Source organism: Microbacterium sp. NPDC006705 (genome assembly GCF_044903545.1).
Taxonomy (GTDB): Bacteria; Actinomycetota; Actinomycetes; order Actinomycetales; family Microbacteriaceae; genus Microbacterium; species Microbacterium plantarum.
Window position 1 is genome coordinate 203,428 of sequence record NZ_JBJDQQ010000001.1, and the last position, 15,621, is coordinate 219,048.

11 protein-coding genes are annotated in these 15,621 nt (G+C 71.7%); 6 read left to right on the forward strand and 5 right to left on the reverse strand.

Annotated elements, in window-relative coordinates; translation table 11 throughout:
* Positions 1-15: 15 nt before the first annotated feature.
* Positions 16-1,035: an endonuclease/exonuclease/phosphatase family protein gene (locus tag ACI2K6_RS00915; protein ID WP_404567758.1), complete on the reverse strand. Its 1,020-nt coding sequence runs from the start codon at positions 1,033-1,035 to the stop codon at positions 16-18.
* Between the two features lie 58 nt (positions 1,036-1,093).
* On the opposite strand from ACI2K6_RS00915, the gene ACI2K6_RS00920 reads away from it, so the two are divergent.
* A complete protein-coding gene (locus ACI2K6_RS00920; RefSeq protein WP_274177940.1) occupies positions 1,094-1,972 on the forward strand; it encodes a PHP domain-containing protein in 879 nt (292 codons plus the stop codon).
* 30 nt (positions 1,973-2,002) lie between these two features.
* Here ACI2K6_RS00920 and ACI2K6_RS00925 read toward each other — a convergent pair whose 3' ends face one another.
* Positions 2,003-3,457: a DEAD/DEAH box helicase gene (locus ACI2K6_RS00925; protein ID WP_404567759.1), complete on the reverse strand. Its 1,455-nt coding sequence runs from the start codon at positions 3,455-3,457 to the stop codon at positions 2,003-2,005.
* Positions 3,458-3,587: 130 nt separating this feature from the next.
* Here ACI2K6_RS00925 and ACI2K6_RS00930 point away from each other — a divergent pair, with 130 nt between their 5' ends.
* Positions 3,588-4,304 (forward strand): ferritin-like fold-containing protein, encoded by a 717-nt coding sequence (locus tag ACI2K6_RS00930; RefSeq protein WP_023950553.1) that lies wholly within the window; start codon positions 3,588-3,590, stop codon positions 4,302-4,304.
* Positions 4,305-4,316: 12 nt separating this feature from the next.
* Here ACI2K6_RS00930 and ACI2K6_RS00935 read toward each other — a convergent pair whose 3' ends face one another.
* Together ACI2K6_RS00935 and ACI2K6_RS00940 are read right to left on the reverse strand one after the other, a co-directional pair.
* On the reverse strand, positions 4,317-4,607 hold the full coding sequence (locus tag ACI2K6_RS00935) for a hypothetical protein (protein ID WP_114589527.1): 291 nt from the start codon (positions 4,605-4,607) through the stop codon (positions 4,317-4,319).
* Between the two features lie 2 nt (positions 4,608-4,609).
* Positions 4,610-4,834: a DUF3107 domain-containing protein gene (locus ACI2K6_RS00940; protein WP_064956528.1), complete on the reverse strand. Its 225-nt coding sequence runs from the start codon at positions 4,832-4,834 to the stop codon at positions 4,610-4,612.
* Between the two features lie 140 nt (positions 4,835-4,974).
* Here ACI2K6_RS00940 and ACI2K6_RS00945 point away from each other — a divergent pair, with 140 nt between their 5' ends.
* Together ACI2K6_RS00945 and ACI2K6_RS00950 are read left to right on the forward strand one after the other, a co-directional pair.
* Positions 4,975-8,046 (forward strand): ATP-dependent helicase, encoded by a 3,072-nt coding sequence (locus tag ACI2K6_RS00945; RefSeq protein WP_404567762.1) that lies wholly within the window; start codon positions 4,975-4,977, stop codon positions 8,044-8,046.
* Positions 8,043-11,324, forward strand: coding sequence for a UvrD-helicase domain-containing protein (locus tag ACI2K6_RS00950; protein WP_404567764.1), 3,282 nt, complete (start codon positions 8,043-8,045; stop codon positions 11,322-11,324). Before ACI2K6_RS00945 ends, ACI2K6_RS00950 begins: the two co-directional genes overlap by 4 nt.
* Positions 11,325-11,334: 10 nt before the next feature.
* Here ACI2K6_RS00950 and ACI2K6_RS00955 read toward each other — a convergent pair whose 3' ends face one another.
* The gene (locus ACI2K6_RS00955) at positions 11,335-12,606 is read right to left on the reverse strand and encodes an aminoglycoside phosphotransferase (protein WP_274177936.1); all 1,272 of its coding nucleotides are present in this window, start codon (positions 12,604-12,606) and stop codon (positions 11,335-11,337) included.
* Between the two features lie 65 nt (positions 12,607-12,671).
* On the opposite strand from ACI2K6_RS00955, the gene nudC reads away from it, so the two are divergent.
* Positions 12,672-13,574 carry an NAD(+) diphosphatase gene (nudC, locus tag ACI2K6_RS00960; protein WP_274177935.1) on the forward strand — a complete coding sequence of 301 codons (903 nt, stop codon included), beginning with the start codon at positions 12,672-12,674 and terminating at the stop codon, positions 13,572-13,574.
* A complete protein-coding gene (locus ACI2K6_RS00965; protein WP_269266169.1) occupies positions 13,571-15,325 on the forward strand; it encodes an ATP-dependent helicase in 1,755 nt (584 codons plus the stop codon). The genes nudC and ACI2K6_RS00965 overlap by 4 nt, the downstream gene beginning before the upstream one ends.
* The last annotated feature ends 296 nt before the right edge of the window (positions 15,326-15,621 follow it).

Genomic DNA, 15,621 nt, shown 5'->3' on the forward strand with positions numbered 1-15,621 from the left:
GGCCGCCGCGACGGTTCAGCGCCGCGTGTACTGCACGACGAGCGGGCGATGGTCGCTGCCGGAATGATCGAGCGACGAGATGACGACCGAGCCTTCGGGCTTCCAGGACGCGGTTGCCATGACGTGGTCGATCGGCGCTCCGAGCGGAGCCGGCAGGTCGGTCGGCCAGGTCCCGATACCGCCGTTGCCGGTGGACCGGGCGGCGTCGTGGCAGCGACCCAGATCGGCGTCGTCGACTCCGAGACGCGCCATGTGGTCGAGCGTCGCGTTGAAGTCACCGGCCATGATGACATCGTCCGTGGCGCACTGGTCGGCCAGCCACTGGAGGTCGCTGCGCCAGCTCGCCATCTCCTCCGGCCGCGGGGCGACCGCGTGCACCGCCACCACCACGGGGCCGTCGCCGTCGACGGGCATGGCGACGGCGCTCGGGACGATGGTGGTGTTGGACGTACCGGCTGCCTCGGACTCGATGACCGCGTAGTCGCCGAGCTCGGGTGAGATCAGCAGGGCCGTCGAGTTCGCGTCCCAGCTGTCCGGCCCCTCGTAGCTGTCCACGTGCGCCCACATCGGGCGCCCGCGCTCGCGCATCGCCACCGCGACCGCGCGTCCGGTGTCCATCGTCGTCTCGGGCAGCGCCACGACGTCGGCCTGCATCGCTACGGCGGTCTCGGCGATGGTCTGCGCATCGGTCGCGGGACCGGCGGTGTTCCAGGTCATGACGCGGATGCTGTCCTCCGTCTTCGGCGGCAGCGTCTCCGCGCCGAGCCCCCTCACCGCCAGGGTTCCCGCGCCGCCGATGGCGACGACCACGGAGACGAGCACGACCCACAGGCAGAAGGCACGGATGCGGCGGCCGAGCGAGAGGACGAGGAAGATCAGGGCGATCGCGACAAAGGCGCCGATCAGGAACGGACGCAGCGCGACCGCCTGCGCGAACGGGAACTCGCGTTCGAGGCGGAGAAGCTCCGGCCAGGTGGCCACGATGGCCCCCGCTGCGAACAGGGCCACCACGAGGGCTCCGAACACGCGCTTCACGCCTCGACTCTAAGAGAGCGAGCCTGGACGATCGCCGGGCACGGCTACGCTGTGGAGGATGGGTACGGCAGAGCGCGCGCACGGCTTCCACGGCCCCAGCGATCTGCATCTGCACTCGGTCCGCTCCGACGGGACGGAGCCTCCTGCCGGAGTCGTGCAAGCCGCCCACCGTTCGGGTGTGCGAACGATGGCGCTCACCGACCACGACACGACGGCCGGCTGGGCCGAAGCGGCCGAGGCCACGGCGTCGCTCGACATGACCTTCCTCCCGGGGATGGAACTCAGCGCCCGCCACGAGTGGCGAACCGTGCACCTGCTCGCGTACCTCTTCGATCCCGACCATCCGCGGTTGCGCGCGGAGATGGAACGCATCCGCGAGGACCGCATCGGCCGGGCCGAACGGATCGTCCGCAGCATCGCCCGTTCGCACGACCTGACGTGGGACGACGTGCTCGCGCAGACCGGTGCCGGCGCCACGGTGGGACGGCCCCACATCGCCGACGCTCTCGTCGCGCGCGGCCTCGCCGTCGATCGCGCGGCGGCGTTCGCCGGCATCCTGCACCCCAGTCAGGGGCATTTCACGCCGCACTACGCTCCCGACCCCGTCACCGCGGTGAAGCTCGTCGTCGCCGCCGGGGGAGTGCCGATCCTCGCGCATCCGTCGCCGAGCGGACGTGAGCGGATGATGCCGCCCGCGGTGCTCCGCGAGCTCGTCGCCCACGGCCTCGCGGGCTTCGAGGTCGGGCACCGCGAGAACACAGCGGACGGCAAGCGCGTCCTGCGTGCTCTCGCCGCAGAGCTCGACCTCATCGTGACGGGATCGAGCGACTACCACGGTCTCGGCAAGCCGAATCAGCCCGGTGAGAACACGACCGACGATGACATGGTCGCGCGCATCATCGCCCGGGCAAGCGGAACGGCGCCCGTCTACGCGTAGTCGGGCGCCGCTGCGCGTGAGATGGCCGTATCAGCCTGCGGCGGGAGCGGTCGAGCCCGCCGCGCCGGATCCCGATCCGCCACGACGACGGCGACGCCGGCGGGGGGAGGTCTTGCCATCGCGGTGCTCGGATCCGCCACCATCGTGCGTGCCCGTCCCGGCATCCGTCGACGCGGCCGCCGAGCCCTCAGCGGCCGCCGCACCGTCGCCCGAGCCGCGCGAGCGGCGGCGACGGGGACGCTTCGCATCGCCCTCGGACGATTCCGTCGAGACCGTCTTGACGCTCTGCGTCGTGGGCAGCTTGCGGAGGCGTCCCTTGGTTCCCGCGGGGATGTTCAGGTCCTCGAAGAGGTGCGGGCTCGACGAGTAGGTCTCGACGGGCTCGGGCTGACCGAATTCGAGCGCTCGGTTGATGAGGGCCCACTTGTGCAGGTCTTCCCAATCGACGAAGGTGACCGCGATGCCGGTGCGGCCGGCGCGACCGGTGCGGCCCGCGCGGTGCAGGTATGTCTTCTCGTCGTCGGGGATGGTGTGGTTGATGACGTGGGTGACGTCGTCGACGTCGATGCCGCGCGCGGCGACGTCGGTCGCGATCAGGACGTCCTTCTTGCCGGCCTTGAACCCGGCCATCGAGCGCTCCCGCGCTTCCTGGCTCATGTCGCCGTGGACCGCGCCGGCGTTGAAGCCGCGGTCGTTCAGCTCGTCGACGAGCTTCTGGGCCGCGCGCTTGGTGCGCGTGAAGATGACGGTCTTGCCGCGGCCTTCGGCCTGGAGGATGCGGGCGATGACCTCGTCCTTGTCGAGCGAGTGCGCGCGGTAGACGAGGTGCTTGATGTTCGCCTGGGTCAGGCCCTCGTCGGGGTCGGTCGCGCGGATGTGGATCGGGTTCGACATGAACCGGCGCGCCAGCGCGAGGATCGGTCCCGGCATCGTCGCCGAGTAGAGCATCGTGTGACGGACGGGAGCGACCTTCTGGAAGATCTTCTCGATGTCGGGGAGGAAGCCGAGGTCGAGCATCTTGTCGGCCTCGTCCAGCACGACCTCCGTCGCGTTGGACAGGTCGAGCAGACGCTGGCCCGCGAGGTCGATCAGGCGGCCCGGGGTGCCGACGACGATCTGCGCTCCGGCCTTCAGCTGGTCGATCTGGCCCTCGTAGGCCTTTCCGCCGTAAATGGCCACGACACTCGTGGACCGGTTGCGGGTGAGCATGTCCATGTCCTCGAACACCTGGACGGCGAGCTCGCGGGTGGGGACGACGATGAGGGCCTTCACGCCGGGCGCGGGGTCGAGACCCAGGCGCTGCACGACGGGGACGCCGAAACCGAAGGTCTTGCCGGTGCCGGTCTTGGCCTGGCCGATGATGTCCTGGCCGGGCAGGCCCAGCGGGATCGTCTGCTCCTGGATGGGGAAGGCGTCGACGATGCCCTTGTCGGCGAGGGCGTCGACGATGTCCTGGTCGACGCCGAGGTCAGCGAATGTGGTCATGGGTGACGTGCCTGTCTGGCGGTGAGAAGCCGCCGGTGATGTGGGTCCACGCCCTTCACTCAGCCACAGGCGCGGGGCCCCGGTCCGATGCCGGGGCGCATCCAGCCTACCGCGACCCTAGGCTGGACCCGTGGTGAGCTGGTTCTTCAAGCGCAAGCGTCCTGTCGGTCGCACCCTGCGGCTGCGATCCCGAGGCGACTACGGGGATGTCCGTCGCGTCGATTTCGAGGAGCTCGCTCCCGATGTCGACACCTTCCTCGGTCAGGCCGCGTATCTGCAGCTCGGCTACTTCGAGACGCTGAGCGACCTGATCGCCTCGACCCCCGAGCTGTCGCAGAAGGAGTCGCTGTCGTTGGCGGCGGGCACAGCCCTGCTCAAGCACCGCGAGCTCGTCGGCGTGATCCGCGATCGCGGCGCCGATCCGCTCGAGCTGATGCTGCCCTTCCGTGAGCCGCTCGATGCCTTCCGCCGCGCGACGCACGGCGCACGGCCACTCGAGACGATGCTCTCGGTGCACCTGACGGCCGGCATGCTCGACGACTTCTACCTCGCGCTGTCGGCGAGCTACGGCGACACCGGACGGCAGGTCGCCGTCATCCTGCGGGCGCACGACGACCGCAGTGCTCTGGTGCGCATCATCACCGATGCCATCGCCGCGGACGAGCAGTGGCGGGGACTGCTGTCGCTCTGGGGCCGCCGCCTCGTCGGGGACACCCTGCTGATCGCCCGGGCGGCGCTGCGGTCGACATCGCTGCAGCCTGCGGACGAGAAGAGGGTCGAGCCCACCTACGCCGACGTGATGGCCGCGCATTCGCGCCGCATGGCCGCGATGGGCCTCGAGGCCTGACGCCTCGGGCGGTCAGCCGATCCGGAGGCGACGACGCTCAGCGGCATCCGTCCGGGCCCGCGAGCGCGTCAGCAGCAGGAGGACAGCGGGCACCAGCACAGCCGGAGTCACGATGGCGACGACCCAGATGACGGGGTTGTCGACCGCGAGACCGGCCCAGGTCATCACTGCCCACGCGACGCCGCCGATGACGGCGCCGAGAACAGGCGCGAGCGCGGCACCACGGGCCTCGCGCCCGCGAATCGCGAACTCGGCGGCGAGGCCGATCGCGGCGCCCATGATCAGCGCCAGGACGATCTGCACGGTCAGGCCACGAAGCCCACGCGGCGGGTCTGGTCGGTGCCGACCTCGACGAATGCGATGCCCGCGGTCGGCACGATGTAGGAGCTGCCCTTCGCGTCGCTGAGCTCGACGAAGGGAGCGCCGGAGGTGAGAGCCTCGGAAACGGTCGCCCGAACGGCGTCCGCCGACTCGTTGGATTCGAGGCTGAGCTCGCGGCCGGTGTTCGCGATGCCGATACGGATCTCCACGGATACATCCTCCTCCGCGCCCGTGCGTCGGGCGCTCTTCGACTCTACGACACCGGTCGGACCGGGATGCCGGCCGGGTCACGCCCTGGGCGAACGCCGACGGCGAACCGGTGTCGGCGGTGCCGGTTAGCGTGGAAGACATGGGTCAGGTCTCCGTCGGCGTCGTGCCCGACGCCGCGCAGTCGCGCGCGCTCGAGCTCCCGGCCGAGGCGAGCGCCGTCGTCGTCGGCGCGCCGGGCACAGGTAAGACGCGGACCATCGTCGAACGGGTGCGACGGCTGGTCGTCGACGGACTCGACCCCGACGCGCTCGTCGTCCTGACGGCCACGCGCCAGGCGGCCACGGACCTGCGCGACGACCTCGGCGTCGCCGTCGGCGTGGCGACGGCCGGCCCCCTGGCCCGGTCGGTTCCGGCCTTCGCCTTCCAGATCGTGCGTGCCGAAGCCGTCAGACGCGGCGTCGAACCGCCGCGTCTGCTGACGGGCGGCGACGAGGACGCGATCATCCGCGACCTTCTCGACGGCGACGCGGAGGACGAGCGCGACGGGCGGGCGCTGTGGCCGGACGAGCTTCCCGCGCACGTGCGCGACTCGCGCGGCTTCCGCGCCGAACTGCGCGCTTTCATCGCGGAGTGCACGGCCTCGGGCATCGACCCGAGCACTCTCGCCGCCCGCGCCGTTCGCGAGGGGCGACCGGCCTGGCGGGCCGCGGCGTCCTTCATGTCCGAGTACTTCGCGGTCCGCGACGCCATGCGCGGCGCCCACCGTGACGCGGCCGGGCTGATCCGTGAGGCGGTCGAGATCGTCTCCCATCGGGGGATCCCGCAGCTGCGGGTCGTGCTCGTCGACGACGCGCAGGAGCTGACCGCCGGCGGTGTCGACCTCCTCCAGGCTTGTCGCGCTCGCGACATCGCCGTCGTCGCGTTCGGTGACCCCGATGTGGGCTCCGGTGCGTTCCGAGGCGCGACGCCCGAGAACTTCGCCCGTCTCGCCGCGGGCCGTGACGTCGTCGTGCTCGACACGGTCCACCGGGCCGAGGCCCGCCACGCCCCGCTCGTCTCCGCCATCACCGCCCGCATCGGCGCGGTCGGGCTGGTGGCGCATCGACGGGCTCCAGAACCGGATGCTCCCATGGTCGGTGTCCGGGCGCTGGCGCTGCGATCGCGCTCGGAGGAATTCGACGCCGTGGCGCGGCTGCTTCGCGAGCGGCACGTGCACCACGGAGTGCCGTGGGAGGAGTGCGCGGTCATCGCCCACGACAGTCGTCAGGTCACCGCGCTCGAGGCCGAACTGGCTGCGCGCGACGTCCCGACGGCGACCTCCGGCACCGGTACCTCGCTCGGGGAATCGCCCGTCGTCCGCGACCTGCTGCGGCTCGTCGATCTGGCGGCACGTCCGGGTGAGACCTGGGAGCGCGACGAGGTCATCGCCGCACTCTCCGGCGCCGGGCTCGACGCCGTCGACCAGCGCCGGCTCCGGTCTGCGCTCCGTCAGGCGTTCCCGCCGCGCGAGGGCGAGCCGGTGTCGGCGTGGGAGCTGCTGCGCTCAGCGATGCTCCACCCCGCCGAGCTCGCACTGCTCGATCTGCGTGAGGCGCGTCGGGCGGCGCGTGTTGCGGACACTCTGAGGACCGTCGCCGACCTCATCGCCGACGGTGCGACGGCACACGAGCTGCTCTGGGCGTCGTGGGAGGGGTCAGGCCGGGAACGAGCCCTGCGCGAAGCCGCTCGCGGCCACGGGCCGCTGGCCGCGCAGGCGGATCGAGATCTCGACGCGGTCGTCGCCCTGTTCCAAGCCGCCAAACGCCACGGCGAGCGCGAGGACGGCACGACCCCCGTCGTCTTCCTGCGGGGCATCCTCGACGCAGACGTCGGCGACGACCGATTCGTTCCGCCGCCGGTGAGCGGAGCGGTGCGGGTGCTGACACCGGCCGCGGCTCTGGGCACCGAGTTCGACACCGTCGTGGTGGCCGGAGTTCAGGAGGGCATCTGGCCGAACCTTCGCGTGCGCGGCGGACTGCTCGACACCTGGCGGCTGCCCTTCGTCGACCCCGCGGTCGCGGACGCGCTCGATCGCCGTCGCGGTGTCCTGCACGACGAGCTGCGGCTTTTCGCGCGTGCGGTCTCGCGAGCACGCGAGCTCGTCGTGGTCACCGCCGTCGATGACGACGACACGGGACCGAGTCCGTTCTTCGAGTTGCTGCCCGAGGCGGAAGGGGCCCCGCCGGAGGCGGCGCACCCGCTGACCCTGCGCGGTCTCGTCGCACGGCACCGACGTGCCCTCACGGATCCGCGCACCGCGGAGAACGACCGCCGACGCGCGGCCGGGCAGCTCGCGCTCCTGGCCGATGCGGGTGTCGCGGGCGCCGATCCCGACGAGTGGTTCGGCATCCGTCCGCCGACCACGACGGCGCCGCTGCGCGACCGCGAGGTCGAGACGATCCGCGTCTCGCCCTCACGCCTCGAGACCCTCGAGGAGTGTCAGCTGAACTGGGTGATCGCCGACCTCGGCGGTGACGCGTCGAGCGCCACAGCCGGTATCGGCACGATCGTGCACAGCGCCCTCGAGATCGCGTCTCCCGACGAGGAGTCGCTCTGGCGGGCCGTGTCGGCGCGGTGGAGCGAGCTCGAGTTCGAGTCCGCCTGGCGCGAGCGCGCGGAACGGATGCGCGCCCGTGATCTCGTGCGACGGCTCGCCCGCTATCTCCGGGATTTCGAACGCGACGGCGGCCGTCTGCTGGGGGCCGAGCCGCGTTTCGAGGTGGAGCTCGCCCATGACGACGCCGACGGGCGCATCGTCCTCAGCGGCGCGGTTGATCGCGTGGAGCTGCGTGCCGACGGCAGCGTCGTCATCGTCGATCTCAAGACCGGGAAGCGCGAGCCGCAGACCGACCGTGCCGTGACCCATCACGCGCAGCTCGCGGCGTACCAGCTCGCACACGAGCACGGTGCGATCCCCGCAGCCGCGGGCCTGCCCCCCGGGGGTGCGATGCTGCTCGTGCTGCGACCGACGGCCGCGACGAAGGACTACGCCGCGCCTCGCCAGCCGCCCTTCGGCGACGACGAGCGCGTCGCCTTTCTCGGCCGCGTGCGCGGCGCCGCACGCGTCATGGCCGGGAGCAGCTTCGAGGCTCCGTTCGAGGAGCATTGCCGGGACGATCATTCGTTCGGGCTCTGCCGCATCCACACGATCGCGGCGGTGAGTGCGACATGATCGTCTCGCCTGCAGCCCTGGCGTCCGCCCTCGGTCAGTTCCCACCGACCCCGGAGCAGAGCGCGGTGATCGCCGCGCCGCTCGCGCCGGCGCTCGTCGTCGCCGGCGCCGGCAGCGGCAAGACCGAGACGATGGCGGGCCGCGTCGTGTGGCTCGTCGCGAACGGACACGTCCCGCGCTCCGGCATCCTCGGCCTCACCTTCACCCGTAAGGCGGCAGGCGAGCTGAGCGAACGCATCCGGCGGCGACTCGATCGCCTCGCGGAGTTCGAGGACGCGGGCCTGCTGCCGCATCTCGACGCGCTGCACCGACGAGGAGCACTGGACGTCTTCGGCGAACTCGAGCGAGCGGGCGACCCGGGCGGCGCGCGACGTCACGCCGCGCAGCGCCGCCTCGTCGACGACACCGGTGCGCGCACGCTCGGACCCGCGACGGACTCGCTGCTCGAGCGCCCGACGGTGTCGACCTACAACAGCTTCGCCGACGGCATCGTGCGCGAGAACGCGGTACGTATCGGGCGCGACCCCGAGGCGGCTGTGCTCAGTGAATCCGCCGCGTGGCTGCTGATGCGGCGCGTCGTGCTCGAGTCGGATGACGAGCGTCTCGAGACGCGGGAGAACGCGCTTCGCAGCATCATCGACGGGGCTCTCCGCATCGCGCGCGACGGCGTCGACAACCTCGTCGACTTCGACGAGCTCGCGCGTTTCGGGGCGGCGTTCCAGGATGTCCTGGAACGCCCGTCGACCCGCAGCGGCACGACCGTCTACGCCGATGTCGCGCGGGCGGCGGAGCAGGTGTCGGGTCTGCCGCTGCTCGCCGACCTCGCGGTGGAGTACCAGCGTCGCAAGCTCCGCTCGGGTGTCATCGACTTCTCCGACCAGGTGGCCGGGGCGCTGACGATCGTCCGCGCCCACGCAACGGTCTCCGCCGACCTCCGCGCGCGGTATCCCGTCGTCCTCCTCGACGAGTATCAGGACACTTCCGTCGTCCAGACCGAGCTGTTGAGCGCCGTGTTCGCCGGTACGTCGGTGATGGCGGTCGGCGACCCGCACCAGTCGATCTACGGCTGGCGCGGCGCGAGCGCCGGCAACCTGGGCGACTTCGCGGCCGCCTTCGCGCCCGGCGGCGGCTCGGGCAGGTACTCGCTCGCGACGAGCTGGCGGAACAGCGAGCGCATCCTGGATGCCGCCAACGCCGTGCTCGCCCCCCTCGCCCAGCGATCGCCGGTGCCGGTCGACCGGCTGCGGCCGCGGCCGAATGCCCCCGCAGGCGGGGTCGACATCGTCTTCGAGACCGATCTCGACGCCGAGACCGAGCGCGTCGCGGCATGGTTCGAGGAAGTGAGAGCGGACCGGCAGCGGCGCGGTCTTCCCACGAGCGCGGCGATCCTGCTGCGCAGCAAGAAGCACATGGTGCGCTTCGCCGACGCCCTCGCGCGGCGCGGCATCCCGCACCGCATCCTCGGACTGGGCGGGCTGCTGAGCACCCCCGAGGTCGTCGACGTCGTCTCGGCCCTGCGTGTCATCAGCGATCCGACGGCAGGGTCGGCATTGCTCCGACTGCTCGGCGGGCCGCGCTGGTCGATCGGTCTTCGCGACCTGCGTTCGCTCGCTGAGCTCGGGCGCCGACTCGCGCGTTCCGACGTCGGGTTGCAGCCGCTGGCTGCTGAGCACGCGACGGAAGAGAACGCGTCGCTGATCGACGCGCTCGACTTCTTCGTGCGCGTCGGCCCCGATCACGGTTGGCTGGCTGACTTCAGCGCACCCGGCCGTGAGCGTCTCCGCGAGGCGGCGGCCACGTTCGCCGGGCTGCGGCGCGCGTCGTCGATGCCCATCCCGGAACTCGTGCGACTGATCGAGGCGGAACTGCGCCTCGACGTCGAACTCGCCGCGAACGAGAGCCGGGGCCCCGCTCGGGTCGCCTCCGATCAGCTGCGTGCCTTCGTCGACGAGCTGCAGGGTTTCCTCGCGACCGATGAGTCAGGATCGCTGCCGAGCCTGCTCGCCTGGCTCGACCACGCCGAGCGGCAGGACGAGTTCGCCCCGCGCACCGAGCCCCCCGAGGATGACGTCGTGCAGATCCTCACGATCCACGGATCGAAGGGACTGGAGTGGGATGCTGTCGCCGTCGGCCGGGTCGTCGCCGACGAACTCCCCGCTCGGCCGCGCGACAAGCAAGGGTGGCTCGGATTCGGAGTCTTGCCGTACGCCTTCCGGGGTGATGCGCGCTGGCTGCCCGACCTCGGGTGGGAGGCGCACGTGGCGCCGAGCCAGCAGGACCTCAAGGCAGCGCTCGCGAGATTCGCCGAAGACAACGCCGATCGACAGCGCGAAGAGGAGCGTCGTCTGGCATATGTCGCCGTGACCCGCGCTCGCGACGCGCTTCTGCTCAGTGGGTCACCGTGGTCGGGCACTCGCAACCCCCGCGGTCCGAGCCCGTTCCTGCGCGAGATCGCGACCGCGCTCGAACACGACCTCGCCGATGCCGAACCGGGGGAGAACCCCTACCTCGATCGTCGTCAGACGATGCAGTGGCCGCTGGATCCCCTGGGCGCGCGGCGCGCGCGGGTCGAGGCGGCTGCGCAGCGTGTGCGCGACGCCTGCGACGCGGGCGGGCGGGATCAGCCCGAGCGCGACCTCGCCCTCTTGCTGGCGGAACGTGAGGAGAGGGCCGGAGGCGTCCGACGGGTCGCCCCCATCCGCATCCCCGCGTCGCGCTTCAAAGACTTCGCCGCCGATTACGACTCCGCCGTGGAGGCGACTCTGCGGCCGATGCCGGAGCGTCCATACCGTGAGACGCGGCTGGGTACGCGCTTCCACGCCTGGGTCGAGCAGCGGTCCGGTCTCACCGCACGGGGGCCGCAACCCGATGCGCCGCTGTGGGAGGTCGATGACCCCGCCGATGACTCGGGCGGTGGCGCGGACGACGATCTGAGCCGTCTGCAGGAGAACTTCCTGCGCTCTGAATGGGCCGAGCTGCAGCCGATCGAGGTCGAGACCGAGATCGACTTCGCCGACGACCGGATGCTGGGCGACGGCCGCCCGCACGTCATCATCTGCAAGCTCGACGCGGTCTACCGCCGTGCCGACCGAGATGGGCGCATCGAGATCGTCGACTGGAAGACGGGGCGACCGCCGCGAACACCGGCGGAGCGGTCCGAGCGGATGCTTCAGCTCGAGCTCTATCGCCGGGCGTACTCGATCCGCCACGGCATCCCCGAATCCGAGATCGACGTCGCGCTGTTCTACGTGGCCGACGACCTCGTCCTGCGGGGCTGAGCGCGACTCGTCAGTCGGCGGTGGACCAGCGCCGCAACGCGTTGCGCGCGGCTTCCGCGTGCTCGGGGTCGTCGCCGTCCTCCTGCTGTCCCGTCGCAGAGGTCGGCGTGACGGTCGGTGCGGCGCCGGTGTCCCCGCGCCGGTCGCTCGAGGCGCCGTCGGGCGTCCAGTCGGACAGGTCGATCGGAACCGTTTCGATGTCGGCCTGCTCAGCGGTGTCCTGGTCGGCAAGGTACGCCGCCAGAAGTGCCGGGTCGTAGGTGTCGGTCTGCATGGAGGTGTCGCCCGCAGCCACCGCAGCCGGCGTGCGGCCGAGCAGCTCGAGCGCGTCGTCGACGGTGCTGTAGTCCTCCGGCAGGAGAGGCTCGTCGCGCACGCCCTCGTCGAGCGCGTTCAGCAGCGCGACGGCATCCTCCACGACCCGGGCAGCACCGGTCTCGTGGCCGTGTGCGAGCCACCGCGCGAACTCGAGCTCCGCATACAGACGCGAGCGCGCAGCGAGAGCGGCGTCGGGCGTGTGGTGCGCGGCCTCGGCGTAGGCGGCGAGCACGTCGTCGCGGGCATCCGGAGCCGAGGCGAGCCAGCGGAGGTCCTCGGCAGGGTCGCCGACGCCGAGACCGTGCCAGGCGAGAAGACCCGTGACAGTGGGGCCGGCGGCGGTGTCGCTCAGGACGAAGCGGCCCGGGTCGACCCCGCCCAGCGTGACCGTCGCCTCGAAGCGCCAGAGACGGTCCTCGCCGAGTGCCGTGCTCCAGCGTCGGAGGAGACCGAAAGGCAGCGAGCCGGTGGCCTCGGCGCGGTCGAGCAGACGTTCGGCGTCTTGGCGCACGTCGGCGCTCGTGCGGATACGCAGGCCGGCGTCGCGCGCGACCGCGTGGGGGAGGGCGTGGACGCGCGCTATGGCCGAGCCGAGCGACCAGGCCGCGCCGCGGCCCGGCGGAATGTGGCCCGCTTCAACACGGTAGCCGGGGACGTAATCCTGCACGACCGCGGTGAAACCGCCCATCCGGGCTGTGCCGAGAACCGCGGGGGCCTCGAAGGGAAGCAGGCCGCGCACACCCGGCGTCAGGGCGCGCAGCGCGCGGGTGTCGGCGACGAGTTCGAGGTCGGCGTCGACGTCGACCGGCACGCGCACGACGACTCTCCGGCCGTCCTCGAGGGTCACCAGGGCACTGTCGTATCTGCCCTCGGCGCGCTCGGTGAGCTCCGCGGCATTCACGACGGCAGCCCCGGGGAGAGCCGAACTGACGGACGCGGCTAGAGTGAAGGGAGAGCGAGCCATGCCATCAGGGTAGGTCGGGCGGCCGCGCAGGCCGACGCGCCACGCCCGCGAGAGAGGTCCCCGAGATGCGAATGCAGCCGCCGGCGCTGGCCCGGTCCGTCTTCGAACCGTCACCGGAAGAGCGCTCCGATGAGACGCTCATCGATCGTCTTCGTGCCGACCCGGCGACCCGCGTCGTGCAGATACACGGTGACCGTGCCCGTGTTCGCGGGAACCGACTCGTCTGGGACGAGCCCGCGGCTGTCGAAGAGGCCGGGGACGCCACCGAATGGGGCTTCCTCGGACGTGCCGTCGACGGTTCGGCGCGGCTCGTCGCGGCTGTCGCGTCGCCGGTCGACGGCGATGACGCGGGCGCGTGGGCGTCGCTGCGGATGTCGGGGGGCGACCTCGTCGACGAGGACGCGGGTGCCTTCGTGACTGCTGTGGCCCTCGGACGCTGGTTCTCGGATTTCCGGTTCTGCCCGCGCTGCGGTTCCCCCGCACGGCTGCGGTCGGCGGGGTGGTCCCGCGCGTGCAGCGGGTGCGGTCGTGAACAGTTCCCACGGACGGATCCCGCGGTGATCGTCGCGGTTCGCGACGTCCGCGACGAGCGACTGCTGCTCGGGCAGAACGCGGCCTGGGCCGTGGACAACCGGTTCTCCACCTTCGCGGGGTTCGTCGAAGCGGGTGAGTCACTCGAGACGGCCATCCGCCGCGAGGTGGCCGAAGAAGCGGGCGTGGTCGTCGACGACCTCGTCTATCGAGGCTCGCAGGCGTGGCCTTACCCGCGCTCGCTGATGCTCGGGTTCCACGCCGTAGCCGCAGATGCGCCGGCGGCCCGGCCGGACGGCGAGGAGATCGTCGCCGTGCGATGGTTCGACCGCGAGGAGATCCGCAGTTCGCTCGCCGGCGCCGGGCCGGTGAATCTTCCCGGCACCGCCTCGATCGCGCGTCGGCTCATCGCGGACTGGTGCGGGGACGCGGCGTGAGCGACTCGCTCGCCGGCCTCGATGAACAGCAGCGCGAGGCCGCCTCGGCGTTGCGTGGCCCCGTCTGCGTCCTCGCGGGCGCCGGGTCGGGCAAGACCCGGGTCATCACGCACCGGATAGCCCATGGCGTCGAGACCGGGGCGTACTCGCCGAGCCGGGTGATGGCGGTGACCTTCACCGCCAAGGCCGCGGGCGAGATGCGGGGCCGCCTCCGGGCGCTGGGCGTCGGGGGCGTGGCCGCTCGAACCTTCCACGCCGCCGCCCTCGCGCAGCTGAACTACTTCTGGCCGCAGCTCGCCGGTGACGCGGCCCCCACGATCCTCGGCAGCAAGGTGCGGCTGCTCGCTCAGGCTGCCGACACCATCGGCGTCGATCCCGACCCGGCGGTGCTTCGCGATGTCGCGACACGCATCGAGTGGCGGAAGATCACGATGCGCTCTATCGAACGCTATGCGCTCGATCGTCCCGAGCCGGTGGGGTCTCTCTCGCTGGACGCCGTCGTCGCGCTGCAGCGCGCTTACGAGCAGCTCAAGGACGAGCGCCGGCAGCTCGACTTCGAAGACGTCCTCCTCGCCTGCGCGGGAATGCTCGAAGCCGAGCCGCGTGTCGCCGCCGAGGTTCGCGAACAGTACCGGCATTTCACGGTCGACGAGTTCCAGGACGTCTCACCCGTCCAGCACCGGCTGCTCGAGCTCTGGCTCGGTGAGCGCCGCGATCTCTGCGTCGTGGGCGACGCGAGCCAGACGATCTACTCCTTCGCCGGTGCCGACCCGTCGTATCTGCTGGACTTCGGGGTGCGCCATCCCGATGCGCGCGTGCTGCGACTCGAGCGGAACTATCGATCAGAGGCCGGCGTCGTCGCCGTGGCGAACTCGCTCATGCGGGGTCGTCCCGGCGCGCTCGAGCTCACCGCGAATCGGGCGACACCCGACCATCCCCGCCCGACGATCCGTGCGTTCGCCGACGACAGCGCGGAAGCCGACGGCGTGGCGGAAGCAGTCGCCGACCAGATCGCTCGGGGCATCGATCCGCGCGACGTCGCCGTCCTGTACCGCGTCAACGCGCAATCCGCACCACTCCTGGCGGCCCTGGCTCGGCGCGGCATCGCCGCGGCGGTGCTCGGAGGGAAGCGCTTCTTCGACATCCCCGAGGTGCGTCAGGCCGTCATGGCGCTGCGGGGTGCGTCGGTCGCCCCGTCGTCGGGCGACCTCGTCGCAGACGTCCGCTCGATCCTGCGTTCGCTCGGACTGACAGACGAGCCGCCGCCGGCGGGCGGGCCGCTCCGTGATGCCTGGGAGGCGCGCGCGGCGCTGCTCCGTCTCGCCGAAGAAGCGCCGGCGGGCACCACGATGCGGGCCTTCACCGACGAGCTCCAGGTGCGCGCGAAGGACCAGCACGAGATCCCGACCCGCACGGTGACGCTGTCGACGCTGCACGCCGCGAAGGGGCTGGAGTGGGACCACGTTCACCTCGTCGGCCTCGCGGAGGGACTGCTGCCCATCGCTTACGCCACGACCTTCGAGCAGATCGACGAGGAACGGCGCCTGACCTACGTGGGGGTCACGCGGGCAGCGCGCACGCTGACGATGTCGTGGGCCCGGGCGTCGGGACGGTATGAACGTCAGGTGTCGCGCTTCGTCCGGGAGATCGGCACCAGCACGCTGGATGAGGTTCGTGGTCGCGCCACGCCGCCTCGGCGGTCGACGCCAGCACGGTCAGCGAGCGGGTCCGCTCCGTCACCGGCGCGCTGATCAGACGCATCGCCGTGGCGCATGCCGCGGCGATGGCGGCGGGCTCGGTGGGAGAACAGGGCCGGGCGAGCAGTTGCGCGGCAAGCACCGGCCACGCGGCATCCTGAGCGCGACGGTGTTCGTGAAGGCACGCCAGACATCCGGTGCGACCGGGAACGACGAGCGGCCCCACGGTGACCTGGTCGCCGGCGAGCTCGAGGGCGAGATGCGGGATGTCGCGGGCCACGAGGGATGCGGCCCGGCGTGGCTCGACCAGCCGGGAGGCGACGAGGATGACGACGCCGGTGGAGTCCGGG

What these genes read in the sequence shown, in the direction of transcription:
- ACI2K6_RS00945 (WP_404567762.1), top strand. Translation starts at nt 4,975, where the DNA reads ATGGGTCAGGTCTCCGTCGGCGTCGTGCCCGACGCCGCGCAGTCGCGC.
- ACI2K6_RS00950 (WP_404567764.1), top strand. Translation starts at nt 8,043, where the DNA reads ATGATCGTCTCGCCTGCAGCCCTGGCGTCCGCCCTCGGTCAGTTCCCA.
- ACI2K6_RS00920 (WP_274177940.1), top strand. Translation starts at nt 1,094, where the DNA reads ATGGGTACGGCAGAGCGCGCGCACGGCTTCCACGGCCCCAGCGATCTG.
- ACI2K6_RS00955 (WP_274177936.1), bottom strand. Translation starts at nt 12,606, where the DNA reads ATGGCTCGCTCTCCCTTCACTCTAGCCGCGTCCGTCAGTTCGGCTCTC.
- ACI2K6_RS00925 (WP_404567759.1), bottom strand. Translation starts at nt 3,457, where the DNA reads ATGACCACATTCGCTGACCTCGGCGTCGACCAGGACATCGTCGACGCC.
- nudC (WP_274177935.1), top strand. Translation starts at nt 12,672, where the DNA reads ATGCGAATGCAGCCGCCGGCGCTGGCCCGGTCCGTCTTCGAACCGTCA.